This is a genomic window from Tumebacillus permanentifrigoris (assembly GCF_003148565.1).
Classification (GTDB): Bacteria; Bacillota; Bacilli; order Tumebacillales; family Tumebacillaceae; genus Tumebacillus; species Tumebacillus permanentifrigoris.
Genome location: NZ_QGGL01000001.1, coordinates 243,792 through 266,020 on the forward strand (window position 1 = coordinate 243,792; position 22,229 = coordinate 266,020).

21 protein-coding genes are annotated in these 22,229 nt (G+C 54.4%); 12 read left to right on the forward strand and 9 right to left on the reverse strand.

Going from position 1 to position 22,229, the window contains the following annotated elements; all coding sequences use genetic code 11:
* From C7459_RS01110 to C7459_RS01140, 7 genes are all read left to right on the forward strand, one after another.
* The coding region (locus tag C7459_RS01110; protein WP_109685400.1) for a M4 family metallopeptidase at positions 1-1,484 on the forward strand (1,484 nt) is incomplete at its 5' end.
* Positions 1,485-1,693: 209 nt separating this feature from the next.
* Positions 1,694-3,226, forward strand: a complete 1,533-nt coding sequence (locus tag C7459_RS01115) for a M4 family metallopeptidase (RefSeq protein ID WP_109685402.1) — start codon at positions 1,694-1,696, stop codon at positions 3,224-3,226.
* Positions 3,227-3,419: 193 nt separating this feature from the next.
* The gene (locus C7459_RS01120; protein WP_109685404.1) at positions 3,420-4,955 is read left to right on the forward strand and encodes a M4 family metallopeptidase; all 1,536 of its coding nucleotides are present in this window, start codon (positions 3,420-3,422) and stop codon (positions 4,953-4,955) included.
* A gap of 76 nt (positions 4,956-5,031) precedes the next feature.
* Positions 5,032-6,546, forward strand: a complete 1,515-nt coding sequence (locus tag C7459_RS01125; protein ID WP_109685406.1) for a M4 family metallopeptidase — start codon at positions 5,032-5,034, stop codon at positions 6,544-6,546.
* A 126-nt stretch (positions 6,547-6,672) separates the two neighbouring features.
* Positions 6,673-8,247, forward strand: coding sequence for a M4 family metallopeptidase (locus tag C7459_RS01130; protein ID WP_109685408.1), 1,575 nt, complete (start codon positions 6,673-6,675; stop codon positions 8,245-8,247).
* Positions 8,248-8,759: 512 nt separating this feature from the next.
* Positions 8,760-9,857: an ATP-binding protein gene (locus tag C7459_RS01135; protein WP_109685410.1), complete on the forward strand. Its 1,098-nt coding sequence runs from the start codon at positions 8,760-8,762 to the stop codon at positions 9,855-9,857.
* Positions 9,841-10,668, forward strand: coding sequence for a DUF4435 domain-containing protein (locus tag C7459_RS01140; protein ID WP_109685412.1), 828 nt, complete (start codon positions 9,841-9,843; stop codon positions 10,666-10,668). Before C7459_RS01135 ends, C7459_RS01140 begins: the two co-directional genes overlap by 17 nt.
* A gap of 46 nt (positions 10,669-10,714) precedes the next feature.
* Here the strand turns inward: C7459_RS01140 and C7459_RS01145 are convergent, their stop codons facing one another.
* The 4 genes from C7459_RS01145 to speE all read right to left on the reverse strand — a co-directional run bounded on the left by C7459_RS01145 (position 10,715) and on the right by speE (position 13,165).
* Entirely contained in the window at positions 10,715-10,882 is a 168-nt protein-coding gene (locus C7459_RS01145; protein ID WP_109685890.1) for a XapX domain-containing protein, read from the reverse strand.
* Between the two features lie 59 nt (positions 10,883-10,941).
* Entirely contained in the window at positions 10,942-11,367 is a 426-nt protein-coding gene (locus tag C7459_RS01150; protein ID WP_109685414.1) for a YwiB family protein, read from the reverse strand.
* Positions 11,368-11,439: 72 nt separating this feature from the next.
* Entirely contained in the window at positions 11,440-12,318 is an 879-nt protein-coding gene (gene speB, locus C7459_RS01155) for an agmatinase (protein WP_109685892.1), read from the reverse strand.
* 16 nt (positions 12,319-12,334) lie between these two features.
* Entirely contained in the window at positions 12,335-13,165 is an 831-nt protein-coding gene (gene speE / locus C7459_RS01160) for a polyamine aminopropyltransferase (protein WP_109685416.1), read from the reverse strand.
* Between the two features lie 171 nt (positions 13,166-13,336).
* Between speE and C7459_RS01165 the strand changes: the two genes are divergently transcribed.
* Both C7459_RS01165 and C7459_RS01170 read left to right on the forward strand, forming a co-directional pair.
* On the forward strand, positions 13,337-15,439 hold the full coding sequence (locus C7459_RS01165) for a transglycosylase domain-containing protein (protein ID WP_170119195.1): 2,103 nt from the start codon (positions 13,337-13,339) through the stop codon (positions 15,437-15,439).
* Positions 15,440-15,548: 109 nt separating this feature from the next.
* On the forward strand, positions 15,549-16,733 hold the full coding sequence (locus C7459_RS01170) for a pyridoxal phosphate-dependent aminotransferase (protein WP_109685420.1): 1,185 nt from the start codon (positions 15,549-15,551) through the stop codon (positions 16,731-16,733).
* 49 nt (positions 16,734-16,782) lie between these two features.
* Here the strand turns inward: C7459_RS01170 and C7459_RS01175 are convergent, their stop codons facing one another.
* Entirely contained in the window at positions 16,783-17,250 is a 468-nt protein-coding gene (locus tag C7459_RS01175; protein ID WP_109685422.1) for a hypothetical protein, read from the reverse strand.
* Positions 17,251-17,460: 210 nt separating this feature from the next.
* Here C7459_RS01175 and C7459_RS01180 point away from each other — a divergent pair, with 210 nt between their 5' ends.
* Positions 17,461-19,197, forward strand: coding sequence for a M6 family metalloprotease domain-containing protein (locus tag C7459_RS01180; RefSeq protein ID WP_109685424.1), 1,737 nt, complete (start codon positions 17,461-17,463; stop codon positions 19,195-19,197).
* Positions 19,198-19,246: 49 nt separating this feature from the next.
* On the opposite strand, the gene C7459_RS01185 is transcribed toward C7459_RS01180, so the two are convergent.
* Positions 19,247-19,501, reverse strand: a complete 255-nt coding sequence (locus C7459_RS01185) for a hypothetical protein (RefSeq protein WP_109685426.1) — start codon at positions 19,499-19,501, stop codon at positions 19,247-19,249.
* Positions 19,502-19,609: 108 nt separating this feature from the next.
* On the opposite strand from C7459_RS01185, the gene C7459_RS01190 reads away from it, so the two are divergent.
* Positions 19,610-20,209 carry a hypothetical protein gene (locus tag C7459_RS01190; RefSeq protein ID WP_109685429.1) on the forward strand — a complete coding sequence of 200 codons (600 nt, stop codon included), beginning with the start codon at positions 19,610-19,612 and terminating at the stop codon, positions 20,207-20,209.
* A gap of 89 nt (positions 20,210-20,298) precedes the next feature.
* On the opposite strand, the gene C7459_RS01195 is transcribed toward C7459_RS01190, so the two are convergent.
* Together C7459_RS01195 and C7459_RS01200 are read right to left on the reverse strand one after the other, a co-directional pair.
* The gene (locus C7459_RS01195) at positions 20,299-20,559 is read right to left on the reverse strand and encodes a hypothetical protein (RefSeq protein WP_109685431.1); all 261 of its coding nucleotides are present in this window, start codon (positions 20,557-20,559) and stop codon (positions 20,299-20,301) included.
* Positions 20,560-20,569: 10 nt separating this feature from the next.
* A complete protein-coding gene (locus C7459_RS01200) occupies positions 20,570-20,971 on the reverse strand; it encodes a hypothetical protein (RefSeq protein ID WP_109685433.1) in 402 nt (133 codons plus the stop codon).
* A gap of 118 nt (positions 20,972-21,089) precedes the next feature.
* On the opposite strand from C7459_RS01200, the gene C7459_RS01205 reads away from it, so the two are divergent.
* Positions 21,090-21,290: a hypothetical protein gene (locus tag C7459_RS01205; protein WP_109685434.1), complete on the forward strand. Its 201-nt coding sequence runs from the start codon at positions 21,090-21,092 to the stop codon at positions 21,288-21,290.
* A gap of 35 nt (positions 21,291-21,325) precedes the next feature.
* Here the strand turns inward: C7459_RS01205 and C7459_RS01210 are convergent, their stop codons facing one another.
* Positions 21,326-22,165 carry a YitT family protein gene (locus C7459_RS01210; RefSeq protein WP_425450707.1) on the reverse strand — a complete coding sequence of 280 codons (840 nt, stop codon included), beginning with the start codon at positions 22,163-22,165 and terminating at the stop codon, positions 21,326-21,328.
* Between the last annotated feature and the right edge of the window lie 64 nt (positions 22,166-22,229).

Genomic DNA, 22,229 nt, shown 5'->3' on the forward strand with positions numbered 1-22,229 from the left:
CATTCGCAGTATCCGCAGGCGCAGCAGCAACTGACAAGGTTGCTCTCAAGGACGAAACCGGCAAAGTCCACACCGTCCAAGGTAAACTCGGCAAAGTTGCAGGCGCAACCGCTGAAGAACGCGCAATCAACGCTCTCGACCTGGTTGGCAAAGACTTCGGCTTCGCAAAAGCTTCCGGCAACTTCAAAGTAAAAGCTTCCCATAACGATGAAAACGGTCTGGCGCACACCAAGCTTGACCAAGTCATCAACGGCATCAAAGTTATGGATCGTCAAATGATCGTGCACGAACTCAAAGGCGACGTTCAAGGCGTCACCGGCGACTTCGCAGCGCTGACCCCGAACGCTACCAAGGCTGACCTGAACGGCGTTCAAGCGACCGACAAGGCGATCGCTTCCACCGGCTTCACCGGCCAACTGTCGCGCCCGGCTACCTCGGAACTGACCTACGTTGCTCAAGGCAACAAAGCAGTTCTCGCATACAAAGTAAACGTTGCTTACAACGATGCTGTTGAACCGGCTAACTGGCAGATCGTTGTTGACGCTGTCAGCGGCAACATCATCTCCTCCATCAACACCATCGACCACGTTGCTGGTACCGGTGTAGGCGTTCTGGGTGACACCAAAACCATCCAAACCACGCTGGTTTCCGGTTCCTACCAACTGAAAGACACCTCCCGCATCGCGGCTGGTATCATCACCTATGACATGAAAAACGGCACCACCTCCGGCTACAACTACACCGACACCGACAACGTGTGGAACAACACCACTGCACAACGTGCAGGCGTTGACGCTCACTTCTACGCTGGCGCTGTTTATGACTACTACAAAGGTCTGGGCCGCAACTCCTACAACAATGCAGGCTCTGCGATCTACTCCTACACCCACTACTCTTCCGGTTACAACAACGCATACTGGGATGGCGCTGAAATGGTCTACGGCGATGGCGATGGCGTAACCTTCCGCTCCTTGTCCGGCGGCAAAGACGTTGTAGCACACGAATTGACCCACGCAGTCACCGAAACCACTTCGGCTCTCGTGTACTCCAACCAATCCGGCGCTCTGAACGAGTCCTGGTCCGATGCTCAAGCTTCCGTAGTTGACGGCGACGACTGGCTGATCGGTGAAGACGTCTACACCCCGAACACCGCTGGCGACGCTCTGCGCTCCATGTCCAACCCGGCTGCTTACGGCCAACCGGCTACGATGTCCGCATACGTGAACACGACTTCCGACAACGGCGGCGTGCACACCAACTCCGGCATCCCGAACAAAGCGTTCTACAACTTCGCAACCGCGATCGGTTCCCGCACCATCGCTGGTAAGATCTGGTACACCGCTTCCCGCGACTACATGACCTCTTCCACCAACTTCGCGGGCGCACGCGCTGCGACCCTGAGCGCTACCGCTGCTCTGTACGGCTCCACCTCCACCTACTACACCGCTCTGAAAACCGCTTGGAGCAACGTCGGCGTTAACTAATACCGCCGCAAGCTTCCAAAAAAAGACCCGTGGATCTTCTCACGGGTCTTTTTTTAGTATTTTTTCTAGTGAAACCAAAATTATTAGTAAACATCCGCCACATTAAAAGATTTCTGAAAAATATGTTGACGTAGTATTCAGTCTTATCGTAGTATCTAGACAAGAGCTGTAAGTAAGCTCAAATACAAGATAAAACGGAGGTCACACAGGTGAACAAAAAACTTATCACCACGTTGGTTATGTCTTCTCTCGTTGCATCCGCATTCGCAGTATCCGCAGGCGCAGCAGCAACTGACAAGGTTGCTCTCAAGGACGAAACCGGCAAAGTCCACACCGTCCAAGGTAAACTCGGCAAAGTTGCAGGCGCAACCGCTGAAGAGCGCGCAATCAACGCTCTCGACCTGGTTGGCAAAGACTTCGGCTTCGCAAAAGCTGCTGGCAACTTCAAAGTAAAAGCTTCCCATAACGATGAAAACGGTCTGGCACACACCAAGCTTGACCAAGTCATCAACGGCATCAAAGTTATGGATCATCAAATGATCGTTCACGAACTCAAAGGCGACGTTCAAGGCGTCACCGGCGACTTCGCAGCGCTGACCCCGAACGCTACCAAGGCTGACCTGAACGGCGTTCAAGCGACCGACAAAGCGATCGCTTCCACCGGCTTCACCGGCCAACTGTCCCGCCCGGCTACCTCGGAACTGACCTACGTTGCTCAAGGCAACAAAGCAGTTCTCGCATACAAAGTAAACGTTGCTTACAACGATGCTGTTGAACCGGCTAACTGGCAGATCGTTGTTGACGCTGTCAGCGGCAACATCATCTCCTCCATCAACACCATCGACCACGTTGCTGGTACCGGTGTAGGCGTTCTGGGTGACACCAAAACCATCCAAACCACGCTGGTTTCCGGTTCCTACCAACTGAAAGACACCTCCCGCATCCCGGCTGGTATCATCACCTATGACATGAAAAACGGCACCACCTCCGGCTACAACTACACCGACACCGACAACGTGTGGAACAACACCACTGCACAACGTGCAGGCGTTGACGCTCACTTCTACGCTGGCGTCGTATACGACTACTACAAAGGTCTGGGCCGCAACTCCTACAACAACGCAGGCTCTGCGATCTACTCCTACACCCACTACTCTTCCGGTTACAACAACGCATACTGGGATGGCGCTGAAATGGTTTACGGCGATGGCGATGGCGTAACCTTCCGCTCCCTGTCCGGCGGCAAAGACGTTGTAGCACACGAATTGACCCACGCAGTCACCGAAACCACTTCGGCTCTCGTGTACTCCAACCAATCCGGCGCTCTGAACGAGTCCTGGTCCGATGCTCAAGCTTCCGTAGTTGACAGCGACGACTGGCTGATCGGTGAAGACGTCTACACCCCGAACACCGCTGGCGACGCTCTTCGCTCCATGTCCAACCCGGCTGCTTACGGCCAACCGGCTACGATGTCCGCTTACGTGAACACGACTTCCGACAACGGCGGCGTACACACCAACTCCGGCATCCCGAACAAAGCTTTCTACAACTTCGCAACCGCGATCGGTTCCCGCACCATCGCTGGTAAGGTCTGGTACACCGCTTCCCGCGACTACATGACCTCTTCCACCAACTTCGCAGGCGCACGCGCTGCTACCCTGTCTGCAGTAGCTGCTCTGTACGGCTCTACCTCTTCCTACTACACCGCTCTGCAAACCGCTTGGAGCAACGTAGGTATCTAATCTTTCACGGAAAAAGCCATGACTTCGGTCATGGCTTTTTTTCTTGCAAGTTGCACCTCCCCAACATAAAAATACGAAACTACTAAATAAATAACCATAACACTGTTGACATTATATTCACAATTAAGCTACTATAAATGCATAGACATAGAACATTACTAACCACTACAAAATAATGGGAGGTAATTCAAGTATGAACAAGAAACTCGTCACTACTTTGGTCATGTCGTCGTTGGTCGCATCCGCTTTCGCAATGAGCGCAGGTGCTGCTCCGGCTGACAAGCAAGTCCTGAAAAGCGAAACAGGCAGCGTACACAACGTTGTCGGCACCATCGGCAAAGTGACCGGTGCAACTGCTGAAGCGCGCGCACTGAACGCACTTGAAAAAGTAAAAACTGACTTTGGTTTCGATAAAGCAGCTGGTAGCTTCAAAGCGAAGGAAAGCCACGCTGACGAAAACGGCCTTGCTCACACCAAGATGATCAACATCATCAACGGTATCGAGGTGTTCGGCCAGCAAATGATCGTTCACGAGAAAAGTGGAGATGTCTCCGGCGTCACCGGTTCCTTCAAAAAACTCACCCCGACCGCAAAATCCGCGACGATCGACTCCGTTACGGCCGTTTCCAACGCGATTGCAGCAACTGGCGCTGCGGGTGAGTTCACCGAAATTCCGAACGCAACCCTGATGTACTACCCGGTAGGCGACCAAGCGGTGCTGACCTACAAAGTCTCCTACTCCGCACTGGGTGACACCCCGGCTCGCGCTGACGTATTCGTGAACGCGACCGATGGCTCGATCGTGAAAGTGATCGACAAAATCGAACATGTAGTCGGTACGGGTACTGGCGTCCTCGGCGACACCAAGTCGATCAACACCACCCTGCGCTCCGGCGCGTACTACTTGGAAGATACAACGAAGCCGATGACAGGCATCGTTCGCACCCGCGACATGAAAAACCGCGCTTCCTTGATCTATGACATGACCGACACCGACAACGTCTGGAACACCACCTACCAACGTGCAGGCGTTGACGCGCAATTCTACGCGGGACAAGTCTATGACTGGTACAAAAACAATGTCGGTCGTAACTCCATCGACAACAACGGCATGAGCCTCGAGTCGCTGGTTCACTACAACAAAAACTACAACAACGCCTTCTGGAACGGCACCTACATGGTATACGGCGATGGCGACGGCGTCACTTTCCGTGCCTTCTCCGGCGCAATTGACGTAATCGGTCACGAATTGACCCACGGTGTCACCGAGAAAACCTCCGGTCTCATCTACCAAGACCAATCCGGCGCACTGAACGAATCTTGGTCTGACGCGATGGGCGCTGTCATCGAAGGCCGCAACTGGCTGATGGGCGAAGACCTCTGCATCCCGGGCGGCGGCTACACCGCATTCCGCTCGATGGAAGACCCGACGATCTACGGCGATCCGGCGAACATGAGCCAATATGTTGTGACCACCTCCGACAACGGCGGCGTACACACCAACTCCGGCATCCCGAACAAAGCCTTCTACAACTTCGCAACCGCAATTGGCTCCCGCACCATCGCCGGTAAAGTCTGGTACACCGCAGACCGTGACTACATGGTCTCCAACACCAACTTCTCCGGTGCACGCGCTGCGACCCTGTCCGCAGTCGGCGCACTCTACGGCACCACCTCTTCCTACTACACCGCTCTGCAAGCCGCTTGGAGCAACGTAGGCGTGAATTAATCTGGAGATTTTCCAGATGTATCCAACCCTCGCGACATGGTCGTGAGGGTTTCTTCCTTTAGGAGGTTTTCTACAGATGAAGAGATTTCGATGGACGACACTCCTGCTCAGTATGAGTTTGTTACTACCTTCCGCCCCCGAAATTGCGCAGGCCGACGCCAACCTCCACATCTACCGCAACGAATCTGGCCAGATTCACACCATCACCGGCTACCTTGGACGCTTTCAGGGAGATAGCGAATCAGCGCGGGCCCTCCATGCCTTACAGCTGGTGCAGGACACCTATCGATTCACAGACCCCAACCGGCAATTCTCCTATGAGAACAGTCATCTCGACGAGTATGGACTTCGGCACCAACGCCTCCACCAACGCCTGAACAACATCCCAATTTTTGGCCGCGACGTCCTCCTGCATGAGATGGACGATGCCTTGGTCGGGGTCTCTGGATTCTGCGAACCCCTGACCCCCAACTCCGACATGCCGACCGTGAAAGCGGAGGAAGCCATCGACGCTGCCCAAGAAGCGGTACAAAACCCTACCCCATCTGAAGACCTCAGCGCCGACCTCGTCTATTACCCAACTGGAGATCAAGCGAATCTCGCCTATCTCGTGCGCGTAAACTGGCTCGGCGATGAACCTGGTCGCTGGACCGTGTTGGTCGACGCGTTGGATGGCTCGATCCTTGCCAAAATCAACAACATCGAAACCAGTGACAAGTCTGTGCAGACCACGATGCGCAGCGGCATTTACTATTTAATAGATGAAAGCCGCCCGATGTTCGAGCAATTCGGATCGTCGATCCGCACCTACACATTCCAAATTGGCACTCAATCGCAAGCCCAACTGACAGATCTCGACAACATCTGGGACAGCCCCGAGCAAAGCGCAGCCGTCGACGCACACCTCCATGCCGGTCGCATCTATGATTACTACCTCCAACACTTCAAGCGCAACTCCTTCGATGGCCTCGGCAGTCCGATGCGCAGCGCGGTACAGTTCGGCCACAACTACGCGAACGCTTTCTGGGACGGAGCGCAAGTCATCTATGGCGACGGAGATGACCAGATCCCCACTCCTTTGTCGGCCGCCCTCGACATCTGTGCCCATGAATGGACGCACGCGGTGATCGACACTTCGGCTGGCCTGCTCTACACAGGACAGTCTGGTGCGCTCGCCGAATCATTTGCCGACGCGCTCGCCAGTGTGATCGAAGGCCGTGATTGGACCCTTGGCGAAGACCTGTTCCCCGTAGGAAGCAAGCAGACGGCGCTGCGCTCGTTGGCGGAACCCGCCGCGTATGGTCAACCGGAGCACATGCGCGACTACCGCACCGTGGAGGAGGACAACGGCGGCGTTCATCTGAACGCTGGCATCCCCAACCGAGCGTTCTACAACTTTGCGACCCGGATTCACTCGCGCGAACAGGCGGGACAAGTCTGGTACCTCGCCCTTCGGGACTACCTCACGCCAGACGCCGATTTTTCGGCCGCACGAGCTGCTACCGAACAAGCCTGCGCCGTCCTCTACGGCCCTAACTCGCAGATCGCGCACGACCTCGCCACTGCATGGTTATCAGTTGGTGTCGAATAAAAATAAGAAAACCCACTGTTGAAAATTTTCTAAAATATTGTTGACGAACGTTCACACTTCCCGTACAATTCAAAATAGAACGAACAACAATCATAAAAAAATTACAAAAAATAGGGAGGCATTTACATGAACAAAAAGCTCATCACCACCTTGGTCCTGACATCCTTGGTTGGCTCTGCATTCGCAATGTCTGCAGGCGCTGCTAACGACAAGCAAGTTTTGAAGGACGAAAAAGGCGCGATCCACAACGTCGTCGGCAAGCTCGGTAAAGTATCGGGCGCTACCGCTGAAGACCGCGCGTTTAACGCTCTCGATAAAGTAAGCAAAGACTTCGGCTTTGACACCGCTCGCGGTAACTTCAAATCCAAAGAATCTCATAAAGATGCAAACGGCATCGCACACACCAAAGTTGACCGCGTCATCGACGGCCTGCGCGTCTTCGGCCAACAAATGATCGTCCACGAAGCAAACGGCGACGTTCAAGGCGTCACCGGCGACTTCAAAAAGCTCACCCCGAGCGCGAAAAAAGCGGAATTGACCTCCGCACAAGCGATCGAAACGGCAGTCGCTTCCACCGGTTACACCGGCGAGCTGACCGAACCGGCTACCTCGGAACTGCTGTTCTATCCGAACGGCGACAAAGCGGTACTCTCCTACCTGGTTGAAGTTACCTTCATGGGGGACAACCCGGGTCGCTACCAGATCGCAGTCGATGCAACCAACGGTTCCATCATCGATTCGATCAACCGCATCGAATTCGGAAAACCGGGCGGCAACACCGCTCCGACCGGCACCAACGCAGTCGGTACCGGTACAGGCGTACTGGGCGACACCAAGTCCCTGAACACCATCAAATCCTCCACCGGCTCCTACTACCTGGTTGACCAAACCAAGTACATGAACGCAACCGGCGGCAAAATCTACACCAAAACCTACGCGAACGGCACCAATGCTCAAACGGACATCGCGGATGCTGACAACGTATGGACCGATAAAGCAGCTGTAGACGCGCACTTCTACGCAGGCAAAGTCTATGACTACTACCTCGCAAACTTCAACCGCAACTCGTTCGACAACGCGGGTGCAACCATGCTGTCCGGCGTTCACTACAGCCGCAGCTACAACAACGCGTTCTGGAACGGCACGCAGATGACCTACGGCGATGGCGACGGCGTGACCTTCATCCCGCTCTCCGGCGACCTCGATGTCGATGCACACGAGATCACCCACGCGGTGACCGAGCGCACCTCCAACCTGACCTACTCCGGCCAATCTGGCGCACTGAACGAGTCCTGGTCTGATGCACAAGGCGTTTCCGTCGAAGGCGACAACTGGCTCGTCGGCGACGACATCTACACCCCGAACACCCCGGGCGATGGCCTGCGCTCGATGTCCAGCCCGTCCATCTACGGCGATCCGGAAAACATGTCCCAATACGTGAACACCACCTCCGACAACGGCGGCGTCCACACCAACTCCGGCATCCCGAACAAAGCCTTCTACAACTTCGCAACCGCGATCGGTTCCCGTACCATCGCATCCAAGGTCTGGTACACCGCTTCCCGTGACTACATGACCGCTTCCACCAACTTCTCCGGCGCACGTGCGGCGACCCTGCAAGCAGTTGGCGCTCTCTACGGCACCACCTCTTCCTACTACACCGCTCTGCAAACCGCTTGGAGCAACGTTGGCGTAAACTAATCGCCACTCCTTGTGAACAAAAGACCTCACCGCTCTTGTAGCGATGAGGTCTTTTGATACTATTCATTTTTATACTCAAGTATCAAAAGAGGTCCTCATTAACTACCGAGGTTTTCACCCTATATTATTCATATATATTAGTAAAACAGGGTCATTCCTCGATGAACTAAAAAATACTGGCTACTTGATATTGTTCGCCTCAGCGACACTGACCATTGCACCACGGGCTACATCGGCGCACTAAACCACCCCGTAGAGGCGGAACTTGAAAATAGACACAACCGGTGATCAAGCGGAGCACTCTTATCTCACTTCAACGTTTCATATCTGAGAGCGATTCAGAAGCGGCGAACTGCTCGTCAAGCGTAACTTTATCCCAAATGCGCTTATTCCTGAGGAATAAGCGCATTTTACTTGCCAGATAGAATTGAATTGCGCAAAATGGAGGAGAATATACTAACTGTATTGGTAAAAATGTAGGATAAACAAACTAACTATTAGGGAGATCAAAGATGCGAATCGAGCAGATTTACACGCGTGAGGTAGGGCCACTTCCTACCAGATGGTCTGAGAGTCTTGTTCGTCGACTCAGCAATGATGTCTACAAATGGGTTCTCCTAACTGGACCGAACGGTAGTGGTAAATCAACTGTTCTAAAAATGATTGCGAATCTATGGATTCTTGCCGGTCAGTCGTTGGATCTTGGTCGCCCAAAAAAAAGTAACGCCCGCACCTGGTTACAACAATGGGGGGGCTGTGCAATCGTTGTTCGCGATCTCTTCCCAGACTATAAGGAACCGATTGGGATCGTATTTGGGGATCAACATCTTCTCGACGATCTAGAGGAGATGTATCCTAACATCGAGTGGGTCGGCGAAACTGTTAGCAGAGGCCATTCCATCCAATATAAGTTAAATGAAGACCTTCGTCGCAAATGGCGACAAGAAAGACAGCGTCTTTTAGTCGGTGAAAAATCGACAACCGCCAATATGATTTACCTTGACTCTGAAGAGCGACGTTGGATCACCCCCCGCAAAAACGTTGGGGAAATTGTGGCTGATGATTCTCAAAACCGTTGGTTAACAACGTACCAAGTAACTGAGCATTGGAAAGGACAACTCGAATCCTCATTAATAAATCTAAAAATCATTGACGAAAAGAAATATCGCAGAGCCTTGAATGACATCAATGGTTTCTTGATTGGAAAACGAATTGACCCTACCGTACACGAGGAGGATAACAATCGCCTTCGAGTCATCATTAACAACTCTGCACGATGGCACACGTTGGACGAGTTAAGTGCCGGAGAACATCAGTTGTTAATTCTCATCTTCATCATTAGCAGATGGTTAGAGACGGGCGGAGTTGTGCTTATCGATGAACCAGATTTGTACCTTCACCCCTCACAAGTATCTGGATTGTTAGGCTATCTAGAAACCCTTATTCAAAAGAGACATGGCCAACTTATCCTCACTTCCCATCAAACAGATGTTTGGTCACGTTACAAAGCGATCGGAAAACGAATTATTCTTGGTGCCGAAATGAACCAAACAACCTGGAGTGAAGACAAAGAGGAACGGCTGGAGGACACAGATGAGTGGCTGGACTGATCGGTTGCAGGAGATTCGCGAAAAAGAAATTGCGAACAAAAACATTCGGGTCCTCCTCGTAGAGGGAACCGACGATAAAGCTGCCTACTTGAATTTGCTCACTAAACAATTCGGGAATAACTGGTCAACAAAATGGGCAATTGCCCATGCAAATGGTAAAGGTCCTCTACTAAAAATGTTACGTGAAGAATCCAGTTGGGTTGGAATCGTTGACCATGATGAGTGGAATTCGATTGATATCCAACACGCACGAGATACTCATTCAAACCTTTGTGTTCTACCTCGTTATTGTATGGAGAGCTATCTCATTGATCCCAGCGAGATCTGGAACGCCCTCACGACTGAAAACAGACAAACCATCACAAATCAAATAGGGGGATATAACGCCTTTGAGAAACTATTGATACTCGATCTTAAACAATGGGTTCGGCATGGAGTCTTATGGTCAGAAATACAGCCGTTGCGAAGCGGTTTGAAGTCACTACTTTACCAAAAAGAAATCCTCGAATTTGAACATGCACAAGATGATGTATACATTCAAAACAAATTACAAGAGTGGCATCAATATCTTGATCCCCAAACAATCTTTGCTCGTCTCGAAGCAAAATGGAGATTTGCAGACACCCAGTTATCACAACAAGAACAACTTCACAAAGTCGTGCATGGGAAATGGTTTTGGAAGCGACACGTTCTGCAAGTTCTCCAACGCTTGCTCGGACAAGAAGACGAGGAAGAATACCGCAAACATCTTTGGTCTCGCCTAAACGTTCCTACCGACTGGAGCGACATATTATCCAAACTAGCCCCCTAATGACCAAGAAAAAGGCACCTGACCGCTTAGCGGACAGGTGCCTTTTCTATTGCCAAAATCCTTTTACCCAATCCACAACTTGCGCACCTAGCCAGATCCCGACGATGCCGAGAATCCCGGATAGCACGGGCGGTGCTGGGATCGGCAGACGGAACAGCGTGAAGACCACACCGACGATGACGCCGGTGACCAATGAGAGAATCCAGACTTTCAGATCCATGATCTCGCCCCCTTTTCCAATACTTTAGGGTATGCCGCGTTTACATACGCCTACTACAGTGGTTTGACGTCAATTTTCAATTCCATTCGGCTTTTGTCCCCGGCGAGTCGCAGGTTGTACAAGGCTTCTAGGCGCCCGCCCTTGGCGTTGATGTTGACGATCAGTTGCGAGGTACGGGTGACGAGGTCGAACGTGCCGTGCGGGGTCTTGTAGGTACCGACCTGCTCCTCGCCTTTGACCAGCGACTGTTTCATCACCGTCTCTCCTTGGCGGATCAGCGTGACGTGGCGTCCTTCGATGCGCAGGGTGGTCAACGTCTGCCCAAGCCCGCTGTCCTCCCCCTCGCGATAGGCGACATAGATCGCCTCGCCCTTTTCATACAGCGTCCCCGCCACCTGCGTGCGAAAGGTCAGACGCTCGCCGCTTTTGGCCCGCTGTTGGGACCAAACCGATACCTGCACTGGCACTTTCTCCGACATGACCCATCTCTCCTTCGTGAGCAAAAAGCAACTCCAGAGTTCCCTGGAGTTGCTTTTTCCATTCCAACCTGTTTATTTCTTCTGCGGTGCCAGAGCGAGCAACACTTCGCGCACGATCTTGGAACCGAGGATCTGCGTCTGCTCCGCCGGGTCGTACACCGGTGCGATCTCGACGAGGTCGAAACCGACGATGTTCAGCCCTGCATCGCGCATCAGGTACAACGACTTGAACAGCTCTCTTGCCGTGATGCCGCCCGCATCGAGCGTACCGGTGCCCGGCGCTTCCGCCGGGTCGACCACGTCGATGTCGATCGTCAGGTAGATCGGGCGGCCTTTGAGCTCCTCGATGCAGCCCTTGAGCGGCTCGTACACATCGAACGGGTAGAAGTTCGTGTTCTCGCGCGCCCAGTGGAATTCCTCGCGGGTGCCGGAACGGATGCCGAACTGGTAGACGTTTTTCGGGCCGACGATGTCGCAGGCCTTGCGCAGAACCGACGCATGCGAGTACGGCTCGCCTTCGTAGTTCTCGCGCAGGTCGGCGTGTGCGTCAAACTGCACGACGACGAGGTCCGGGTATTTTTCGTGGAAGGCGCGCACCGGGCCCCACGTCACGAGGTGTTCGCCACCGAGACCGATCGGGAACTTGCCATCGTCGAGCAGGCCTTTGACATAGTCGTAGATCTGGTCGACCGACTTCGCCGGGTTGCCGAACGTCAGCGGGATGTCACCAGCGTCGTAGTAGGAGACGTCCTCCAGATGCTTGTCCAAGTACGGGGAGTACTCTTCGAGCAGGATCGATACTTCGCGGACGCGCTGCGGGCCGAGACGGGTGCCGGCGCGGAACGAGACCGTCCAGTCCATCGGCATACCGTAGATCACGGAGTCCGCTTCTTCGTAGTTCGAGGTCGCGCCGATGAACTCGCGGCCGCTGTATGCCGGGTCGTGTTTCATGCGGTGGATGCTCATGTTATTTCAACAGCTCCCCGACGAATTTCGGCAAGGTGAAGACCGTTTTGTGCATCGCTTTGTGGTAGTACTTCGTGCCTTCCGGTTCGATCAGTTTCGCTTCGTCCACTTCCAGCGGATCGTACTTCTTGGAACCCATCGTCCACGACCACAGGCCGGACGGGTAGGTCGGGATCGACGCGGAGTAGTAGCGTGTGATCGGGAAGATCGACGCGATGTCCTTGTACACGCGGGTGATCAGCTCGGAGTTGAACCACGGGGATTCGGATTGAGCGACCATGATGCCATCGTCTTTCAGCGCTTCAAAAATGCCTTGGTAGAAATCGCGTGCGAACAGACCCACTGCCGGACCGACCGGTTCGGTGGAGTCGACGAGGATGACGTCGAACGAGTTTTTGTTGTCATGGATGTATTTGATCCCGTCCACAACTTGTACGTCTACGCGCGGGTCGTCGAGCTTGCCCGCGATCTCCGGCAGGTATTCCTTGGAGAGTTCGATGACGCGACCGTCGATTTCCGCCAGCACTGCGGTTTCAACAGACGGGTATTTGAGCATCTCACGGATCGCACCGCCGTCACCGCCGCCAACGACGAGGACGCGCTTCGGGTTCGCATGGGTGTTCATCGCGAGGTGGGTGATCATCTCGTGGTAGACGAACTCGTCCTTGTCGGTGGTCATGACCATGCCGTCGAGCACGAGCATCTTGCCCCATTGCTTGGTTTCGATCAGGTCGATGCGTTGGAATTCAGATTGCTCGGTGTGAATCGTGTTCTCGATCTTCGCAGTGATGCCATAATTCTCGGTTTGTTTCTCGGTATACCAGAGTTCCATTGGGTGGTACCTCCTTGGTGTATGTATGTCAACTTACAGGTCGATGCTGTTTTTTGCAGACGGTACGTATTATACCAAACCTACTGGAAAAATAAACAGCTTTTTTTGTATGATTTCCTCTCAACAGGATCATACTGGCAGATTAAGAATACCTATCGGGAGGGGCAGCTTATGAAAACTCCGAACTTTGAAGAGTTGGAAGACAACGTAGAGACCGGCAGACCTCTGCGCGCGCCCCGTCGCAAGGGCTCGTCGATGTGGTTTTGGAAGGCCTTCGTGATCTTCCTGATGTCCACGATCGGGTTCGGGGCTTTCTTCTACTTATACTTGCGCTATGCTGAACTTCCGCCTAACGAAATTGCCAATCCATCCGCCGTGGTCGCAAGCGATGGCACCATGCTGACCAACCTCGTCAAAGGTGACGACACGCACCGCATCAAGATCCCGCTCGCCGACATGCCCCAGAACTTGATCGAAGCTACGATCGATGTCGAGGATCAGCACTTCTACCAACACAGCGGCATCAACCCAGCTGGCATCGCCCGCGCACTCTGGGTCGACCTCAAGTCTGGACAAGTCGTGGAGGGCGGCTCCACGATCACACAACAGCTCGCCAAAAACCTGTTCCTCACCCAAGATCAGACGATCTCCCGCAAACTGCGCGAGGCGATGCTGACGATCCAATTGGAAATGAACTACTCCAAAGACGAGATCCTCGAACAGTATCTAAACGTGATCTACTACGGACACGGTGCCTACGGGGTCGAGATGGCCGCCAAGTCCTACTTCAACAAGGACGCCCAAGACCTCAACCTCGCGGAAGCTGCCCTGCTCGCCGGACTGCCCAAGGGGCCGAGCATCTACGACCCCTATCTCGACTTCAACCAAGCCAAGGAACGCCAGCGCATCGTGCTCGACCTGATGGCGACCGAAGGCCACATCACCCCTGCCGAAGCAGATCGCGCATTTCAGGAGAAGCTCGAACTCGCCCCGCAAAAGATGCCGTCGGGCAAGGCACCGTACTTTACAGACTTCGTGTCCTACCAGTTAAAAACCACCTACGGCATCTCCGACGGCGAACTCTATCGCGGTGGGCTGAAGATCGAGACCACACTCGATTCGAACCTGCAAGCCGCCGCTGAACAAGCGGTGCAGGAGCAATTGAAAAAACTCCCGGCCACGGCGAAAAACATGCAGGTCTCGCTGGTCGCGATGGACCCGAATACCGGGGCGATCAAAGCGATGGTCGGCGGACGGGACTACAAGCAGAGTTCGTTCAACCGTGCGCTCGCCAAGCGTCAACCGGGCTCCGCATTCAAGCCGGTCGTCTACTTGACCGCCCTCATGAACAACTACACCCCCGCCACCCGGATCAAAAGTGAACAGACGACGTTCACCTACAAAAACGACCAAGGCGAGGAAAAAACCTACGACGTACACAACTACGGCGATCACTACCTCAACAACTACATCGCGTTTCGAGATGCGATCGCCCGCTCCGACAATGTATTTGCCGTGACGACCGTGATGGACATCGGCCCCGAGAAAGTCATCAACACCGCCAAAGCGCTCGGGCTCACCGGCGACATGAAGCCCTACCCGTCGCTGGCACTCGGCGTGTTTCCCGAATCACCCCTGGAGATGGTCAAAGCCTACGCCCCGCTCGCCAACGGCGGCTACAGCGTCGAGCCGCACGTCGTGCAACAGATCGAGGATGCCGCCTACAACAAAATCACCGCGTTCGAGGAGCAAAAAAACGCGATCCTCGACCCGGGCGTCACGTTCATCCTCACCGACATGATGAAATCGGTGTATACGTCCCCGAGCGGCACTGGCTTCCGCGTCCACGAGATGTTCAACCGCCCGGCGGCTGGCAAGACCGGGACGACCGACACCGATGCGTGGATGATCGGCTACACCCCCGACTTGGTGACCGCCGTGTGGGTTGGTTATGACAAAGACCAACTGCTCTCCCCGACGGAGTCCTATGTTGCAGCCCCGATCTGGGCGCAGTTCATGCAGGCCGCACACGCGGGCCTCCCCGTGCGCGACTTCACGCCCCCCTCCAACGTGTCTGAGCTGTACATCGACCCAGACAGCGGACAATTGGCGACCGAAAACTGCCCGACCCAGCAACGCGAATACTTCCTCGCAGGCTCCGAACCAACCCAGTGGTGTGAGGAACACCCCTCCGTCACAGGCACGGTCAAAAACATCGGCACCAAAACGGAAGGCGGCCTCAAATCCTTCTGGAACTGGGTCACAGGCAACTGAATAGGGTGGAGGAAACAGGCGGGTCTCATGAAGACCCGCCGTTTGCTTGACGCTAGAATTATGCGAATGTATTGTTAGAAGTAGATAAAGGGCATGGAGGGAAACGAATATGGCTTTTGGATTGTCTGACCGGGTGAAAAACATCGCACCGTCCCCGACGCTGTCGATTGATACCAAGACCAAAGCGATGATCGCAGACGGTCTGGATGTCATCAACTTGAGCGTTGGTGAGCCTGACTTTGGGACACCGGACATCGCGTGTGCTGCAGGGAAAGTAGCGATCGACCAGCAATTCACCAAGTATACGGCGGTACCGGGCATCGTGGAACTGCGCAAAAAGATCGCCGATCAATTGGCGACGAAGGGTCTGCGCTACACCGCAGACGACATCCTCGTCTCCTCCGGCGCCAAGCACTCGCTCTACAACGCCTTCATGGCGCTGTGCAACCCCGGCGACGAAGTGATTCTCCCGGCTCCCTACTGGGTGTCCTACCCGGAGATGGTGCGCCTCGCAGAGGCCGTTCCCGTCATGATCCCGACGGACGAATCGACCAACTTCAAGATCACACCGGCCCAACTGGAAGCGGCGATCACGCCGAAAACCAAAGTGCTGCTGCTCAACTCGCCAAGCAATCCGACGGGCAGCGTCTACACGCCTGCGGAATTGCAAGCGCTGGCGGACGTGGTTCGCAAGCATGAGTTCTACGTGATCTCCGACGAGATCTACGACCAACTCGTCTATGGCGTGGAGCAGATCTCGATCGCAAGTCTCGGTGAAGACATCCAACGGCGGACGATCGTGATCAACGGCTTCTCCAAGTCATACTCGATGACCGGCTGGCGTGTCGGCTATCTCGCAGCCGACCGTGCGATTGTCAAAGCGATGACCTCCTTCCAGAGCCATACCACGGCGAATCCGGCTTCGATTTCGCAAAAAGCGGCGGTCGCCGCCCTCGACCACCGCGACGAAGCGATGGTGCCGGAGTTCATCTGGCGCCGCGACTACGTGCTCAACCGCCTGAGCCAGATGCCATACATCACCTGTGCAACTCCGACCGGTGCCTTCTACGTGTTCCCGAACTGCTCGGCTACCTTTGGCAAGACCTACCAGAACCATCCCGTCCAGAACTGCGACGATTTCGCCAGCTTGTTGCTGGAGCACGCCAACATCTCGCTCGTTCCGGGCTCTGGCTTCGGTGCCCCGAACAACTTCCGCATCTCCTACGCCACGTCGCGCGAGAACCTCGCGAAGGCGATGGATCGTCTGGAAGCGTTCCTGAACGAACTCGTCTAAAAAGCCGCTTGTGACTCCCCGGAGTCACAAGCGGCTTTTTTCCTACCCACTAATCCATCATCTGATCGATCTTCCACAGCCCGTCTTTTTGCTTCACGAGGTGGAACTTTTTCTTGTACGAGACTTTCATCTCGTGGAGGTCGCCGTGTTCGCGGATGCCATCGACCGTCCAATCCGCGTAGACCGTGAAATCGGTCGTGCCATCCTTCACCATGTCCAGTTGGTTAAACGTGATCTGTTTGACGGAGTGCCGCTCATTGAGCATCAGCCGCTGCTGCATCACCTTGGTCTGCTGATCAAACTGCTGACTCAACAACGGGTCGGTGAGCCCTGCAGACAGCAGGTCTTTTAACTCTGTCGTCGTGTTCGCTTGCCACGCATCATAGATCGCGTGCTGCGCTTTCTTGAAGGCCTCGAACTTCTGCTCCGTGGTTTCCTTGGGCTCCCCACAACCGATCAGTCCCAAAGCCATCAGCAAGAGCAACACCAAGACCCCATACGACCGCTTGTTCCGCATGCTTTCCCCTCCCTTTTTTCCTTCCATTATACCGACAAAAAGTTCCATCCGAATAGATCAAATACTCCAATAATAATATTTAATAATCTTAAATTAAAAATATCACCTACTTCAAACTATTTGTTGACTTTTCGGATTTCGCGGATTATATTTTAGATAGATTCGACAATTCTGATTGTAGGGTTGTCGAGAAAAAGGGGAGGTTATGCAATGAAAAAGAAACAACTCGTAGCATTTGCGGTCATTTCCACGCTGACTGCTACTACCATGCTGGGCGCACCCGTCGTCTCGGCCAAATCCGTTCCGTCGTCTGTACCCGCTTCGACTACCGCAATGGACACTCCCGATTCCACCGAATTCTCTGCAGCAACTGTTGACCCGGAAGTCATGCAAGCTCTGAAAACCAAAGGGGTCAGCATCAAAGAACCGAAAGTCAAAAAGAATCCCAAGAACCCCAACAATAGAGTGGCACACAAAGGTCCTGAGGATCGCTTGAGCCTCAACCCGATCCAAAACAACTTGGCGCTGCTCGTCAAATTCCCGGAGGAGAATGGCAAGTCTGCCGTTCCGGGTTCCCCGTCTGAGCGCATCCCGGCGAAATACATCAACGACCTGCTCTACGGCACCTCCTACAACCCGTTTGAGCTGCCGCAGTTCGCGAAGTATGCAACCGCTCCGAATGGTGTGGCGGCACCGACCGACCGCACCCTGCACAACTACTACAAAGACATCTCCTACGGTAAAATCAACGTCACCACCCAAGACTCCCCGGAGAAAGTGGGCTGGGTCGTGGCTCCGCATCCGTATTCCTACTACTTTGGCGATACCGGCTCCCTGCCGACCTCGACCAGCGATTACAACGCCAACGGTTTTGGCGACTACCCGCACAACGTCCAAGGTCTCGTCGAGGACGTCGTAAAAGCGGCTGACGGCACTATCGACTTCTCCAAGTACGCAGATGCGAACGGCGAAGTACCAGGTATTTTTGTCATCCACGAAGGGACGGGCGGCGAGTGGTCCACCGACCCGCAACAAATCTGGTCTCACAAGTGGGAACTCAACGAACCGCTCGTCGTGGACGGTGTGAAAGTTTCCAAATACTCGATGGAACCGGAATACGGCGGCAACTTGACCGGCTTCGATGGCGAAAGCTACGATCCGGCGCTGATCTCGGGTCCGTTCGCACCGGCTGTCGGCGTCTACGCGCATGAATTCGGGCACATCCTCGGTCTCCCGGACCTCTACGACTATGGCTACGATTCCGAAGGTGTCGGCGCTTGGTCGGTCATGGCGGGCGGCTCCTGGGCACGTTACCCGAACTATGTCCAATACAACGGCAACACCCCGGTCCAACTCGACGCGTGGAACCGCTACTTCGCAGGCATCGCAGATGCGAAGGAACTGAACCCGTACAACTACCCGAACATCTCGATCCCGGCTGCTGCAGATTCGAACACCATCTACAAATACACCGTCACCTCCACGCACGGCACCGAGTACTTCCTGCTCGAAAACCGTCAGCTCAAAGGCTATGACATCGGCCTTGCTCGTTACGGCGGTGTAAAAGCCGGCCAGTTCAACGACAAGATGCACGGCCTCGTCGTCTACCACGTGGATGACAATGTCCTGCAACGCAACTTCTGGCGTCCGGATGAAGGTCAAGACGCGAACGCAGACCGTCGCGCGTACAACCCGGTCGATCTCTACTCCGACACCAACGAATGGCACTACGGCGTCGGCGTCGTGCAAGCGGACGGCAAGTTTGATCTGGAATACGGCATGAACAGCGGCGACGCTGGCGACGTGTTCCCAGGCACCTCTGGCAGAACCGACCTGATCTTCAACAAAGCCTCCTACAGCGGCTCGTACTACATCCCGGTCACGGCGTTCCGTGTGACCAACATCACCGAAACCAACGGCGTGATCAACGCTCGCATCAAACCGTAAGCTGTCGAAAAAAAGCCTCCGCACGCACGCGTGTGGAGGCTTTTTTTGCTCATCGATCGTTTTCTTCGTAGCAGCCAGCCGTTCCGCCGATGTGACCGGACCCGTCTGCCAGTTGCCCATCGTTGTACAACGTGATCATGCCGGCCTGTTCCAATTCATCTAGCACTTCAAAGAGGTTGTCCCGCTTCTCGCTCGACAGTTCGCGAACGAAGTTGTTGATCTGCTCAGCAGGCACGTTTTGCGTGAAGTGAACGCCGCCGTGGTTGGCATAAAAGTCTTGGTGCTGGTCTTTTCTGCGCGACATGTGCGTCCCTCCCCAATTTATTGTCTCGGACGTAGTGTATCCGCCCACACGCCCGTTCATGCTCTTCCATATGTTATAGGGAACCTGACTTGCGCGGAGGTGTCCCCGATGGCCGGAAACAAGAAAAAAGGCCGCAAGCAACTAGAAAAACGCGTCCGCACGCTCCAAGCCTGCCTGACGACGCTCGATCTGAAGCAACCGACGTATGAGACGACCAAGCGCATCCTCGAGAGCGAGATCAAACTCGCCAAAGCCGAGCTGAAAACGGCTCCCAAGCACAAGCCAACCGCCAAAAAGAGCACATCCGGCAAACTCAACAACAGCAAACGAGTGCCCTTGCCAGGCGGCGCCTCGTTCCCAAGCTTCCAATTGCCGAGTCCCAAGAGCCCCACGTTCGCGGAAGATTCGATCAAGCACCTCTCCACCCTGCGCCAGCTCTGCAAAAAATACACCGGCTACATGTCGCGCGCCGATCAGCTCTTTGACTCGCTACACGGCGTAGGCAGCCACCTGCACAAGGAAGGCGTCCTGCCCAAAGTGATCGGTGGCAAGTTCAAGGACATGACGACCAGCGAGTGGACAACGCTGTTGATGGCGTTGATGAACTCCCCGCTGGCGGGCATGTTTCTGAGCACGGCAGGCGGTGGCGATGCGAAGAAATCTTCCGAACACAAGCAGGAAGATGAGAAAAAAGCGGACGGTCAGTAAGTGACCGTTCGCTTTTTTTGTCGCCCCCACGCCCTAGCGCCCTTGCAGAACAAAAAAAGACCGACCCACTGGGCCGGTTTCCTCGTTGCTCAATTCTCGTCAGGAGCCAACAACCACAACAGGACAAAAATGATCAGGAACGCCAGCGCGAACTTCCAGAAGTGGCGGTCGCTGCCCAAGACATCGGGAAGCCCTGCCTCGTGCCGAGCCGGAACGCTCTCCGTACCGTTCGCCGCACGGCGGCTTTTTCGACTGCTGGAGTGGTAACGCTCCCCTGTCTGTTCGGACGAACGCTCCTGCTCCTGTCGTGTCTCGCGCTCCGCTCGTCTGCGCCGTTTGGAGTGTCCCATCGCGTCTGCCTTAGTCCTTGGGCTTGATGAACTTCTGCATTTCCTTGAGCGTTTTGTCGTCGATCTTGCCGTTGCCGTATTTCTTGACCAGATCTTCGACGTTGGCGTTCGGGTTGCCGCCTTTGGTCGCGTCTTTGTACGCTTTCATGAACTGATTGAGGCGATTTTCATCGACTGGGATCTTGAGTTGTTCAGCGAATTTCTTCGCCATGTTCTTGACGGCTTCCGGGTCTTTCCATTGGTCCGGGGTGGTCTTGTGAACTTCGCCTAGCATGCCGAGCAAACCGCCTTTGTTCACGGTTTTCAGCCGGTCCTTGAGTTGATCTCCGAGATTCGGAGGCGTCTGCTGAACGTTGGGTGCGCTCTGTTGTTTCGGTGTCTCTTTCGTAGTCTTCTTGCCTTTTTTCGCCACGTGGGTTCACCCTCCTCTGCTCCGTTAAATCACTACCAGTCTATGGACACCGCAGCCGTTCTGCTACGCATGCCCCGCCCATTTTTGCACACCCTAGTCCCAAGGAGGTGCATCCGCTTTGAACGGTTTCTACAACTTCATCGAGCGCATGAACGTGTTGCTCTGGCTGACCGTGGTGGCACTCGCCCACCTGCTGCTGTATTTGTTGCTTGGCACCGACCACTGGCTGTTTGCCACCCTTGCAGCCACTGTGACGTATGGAGCGTTGTTCCTCTTGCTGAAATCTGTGGTGAGACGTAAAAAAAGGAGCGCCTACTGAGGCGCTCCTTTTTTGATGCGTGGTGATTCGCAGATCTAGTGGATGTCTCGCTTCTTAAATCGCCCGCCGCGCACTTCTGCGATCGTGCCGACGGCGAGGAAGGCTTCAGGGTCGATCTCTTCCACGATCAGCTTCAATTTCGCCTCTTCCAGACGCGTGACCACGCAGAACACGACTTTTTTCTCATCGCCGGAGAAGCCACCCTCGCCGTTGAGGTAGGTCACACCACGGCCCAGTCGGGCGAGCAGGACATCCCCGATCTCGCGGTGATAGTCGCTGATGATCCAGACCGACTTGGACTCTTGGAACCCGTCGATGGTGATGTCGATGACTTTGAAGGCGATAAAGTAGGCGATCAGCGAGTACATCGCACGGTCCCAGCCGAACACAAATCCAGCGCTGCCGAGGATGAAGATGTTGCCAAACATCACGATCTCCCCGATCGAGAACGGGGTTTTTTTGTTGACCAAGATCGCGACGATCTCCGTCCCGTCCAGCGAGCCGCCGTAGCGGATAACCATCCCGACACCGACGCCGAGGATGATCCCCCCGAACACGCAGGCCAGCAACGGGTCATCTGTCAGACCCGGCACCGGATGCAGGAAATTCGTTCCGATTGACATCACGGTGATCCCTAGCAAGGTAGACAGTGCAAACGTCTTGCCGATTTGTTTATAACCAAGGATCACGAATGGCAGGTTCAACACGAACAGAAACAGACCGATCTGCCATGAGCTGATATGGGACAACAGGATCGAGATCCCGACAATCCCCCCATCGATGATGTTGTTCGGAACGAGAAAGATCTCCAAACCTACAGAGACCAACAGAGAACCCAGTATGATGAACAATGTGCGTTTTAGCACCGTGAACATCGGCAAGCCCGCCTTCTTGGCTTGCGCTTGTTGTTGGATCGTATCATTCATTACCGTCATTTCC

Coding starts and splice junctions, on each gene's coding strand:
- C7459_RS01120 (WP_109685404.1), top strand. CDS start 3,420: ATGAACAAGAAACTCGTCACTACTTTGGTCATGTCGTCGTTGGTCGCA.
- C7459_RS01125 (WP_109685406.1), top strand. CDS start 5,032: ATGAAGAGATTTCGATGGACGACACTCCTGCTCAGTATGAGTTTGTTA.
- C7459_RS01130 (WP_109685408.1), top strand. CDS start 6,673: ATGAACAAAAAGCTCATCACCACCTTGGTCCTGACATCCTTGGTTGGC.
- C7459_RS01135 (WP_109685410.1), top strand. CDS start 8,760: ATGCGAATCGAGCAGATTTACACGCGTGAGGTAGGGCCACTTCCTACC.
- C7459_RS01140 (WP_109685412.1), top strand. CDS start 9,841: ATGAGTGGCTGGACTGATCGGTTGCAGGAGATTCGCGAAAAAGAAATT.
- C7459_RS01150 (WP_109685414.1), bottom strand. CDS start 11,367: ATGTCGGAGAAAGTGCCAGTGCAGGTATCGGTTTGGTCCCAACAGCGG.
- speB (WP_109685892.1), bottom strand. CDS start 12,318: ATGAAACACGACCCGGCATACAGCGGCCGCGAGTTCATCGGCGCGACC.
- speE (WP_109685416.1), bottom strand. CDS start 13,165: ATGGAACTCTGGTATACCGAGAAACAAACCGAGAATTATGGCATCACT.
- C7459_RS01165 (WP_170119195.1), top strand. CDS start 13,337: ATGAAAACTCCGAACTTTGAAGAGTTGGAAGACAACGTAGAGACCGGC.
- C7459_RS01170 (WP_109685420.1), top strand. CDS start 15,549: ATGGCTTTTGGATTGTCTGACCGGGTGAAAAACATCGCACCGTCCCCG.
- C7459_RS01175 (WP_109685422.1), bottom strand. CDS start 17,250: ATGCGGAACAAGCGGTCGTATGGGGTCTTGGTGTTGCTCTTGCTGATG.
- C7459_RS01180 (WP_109685424.1), top strand. CDS start 17,461: ATGAAAAAGAAACAACTCGTAGCATTTGCGGTCATTTCCACGCTGACT.
- C7459_RS01185 (WP_109685426.1), bottom strand. CDS start 19,501: ATGTCGCGCAGAAAAGACCAGCACCAAGACTTTTATGCCAACCACGGC.
- C7459_RS01190 (WP_109685429.1), top strand. CDS start 19,610: ATGGCCGGAAACAAGAAAAAAGGCCGCAAGCAACTAGAAAAACGCGTC.
- C7459_RS01195 (WP_109685431.1), bottom strand. CDS start 20,559: ATGGGACACTCCAAACGGCGCAGACGAGCGGAGCGCGAGACACGACAG.
- C7459_RS01210 (WP_425450707.1), bottom strand. CDS start 22,165: ATGTTCACGGTGCTAAAACGCACATTGTTCATCATACTGGGTTCTCTG.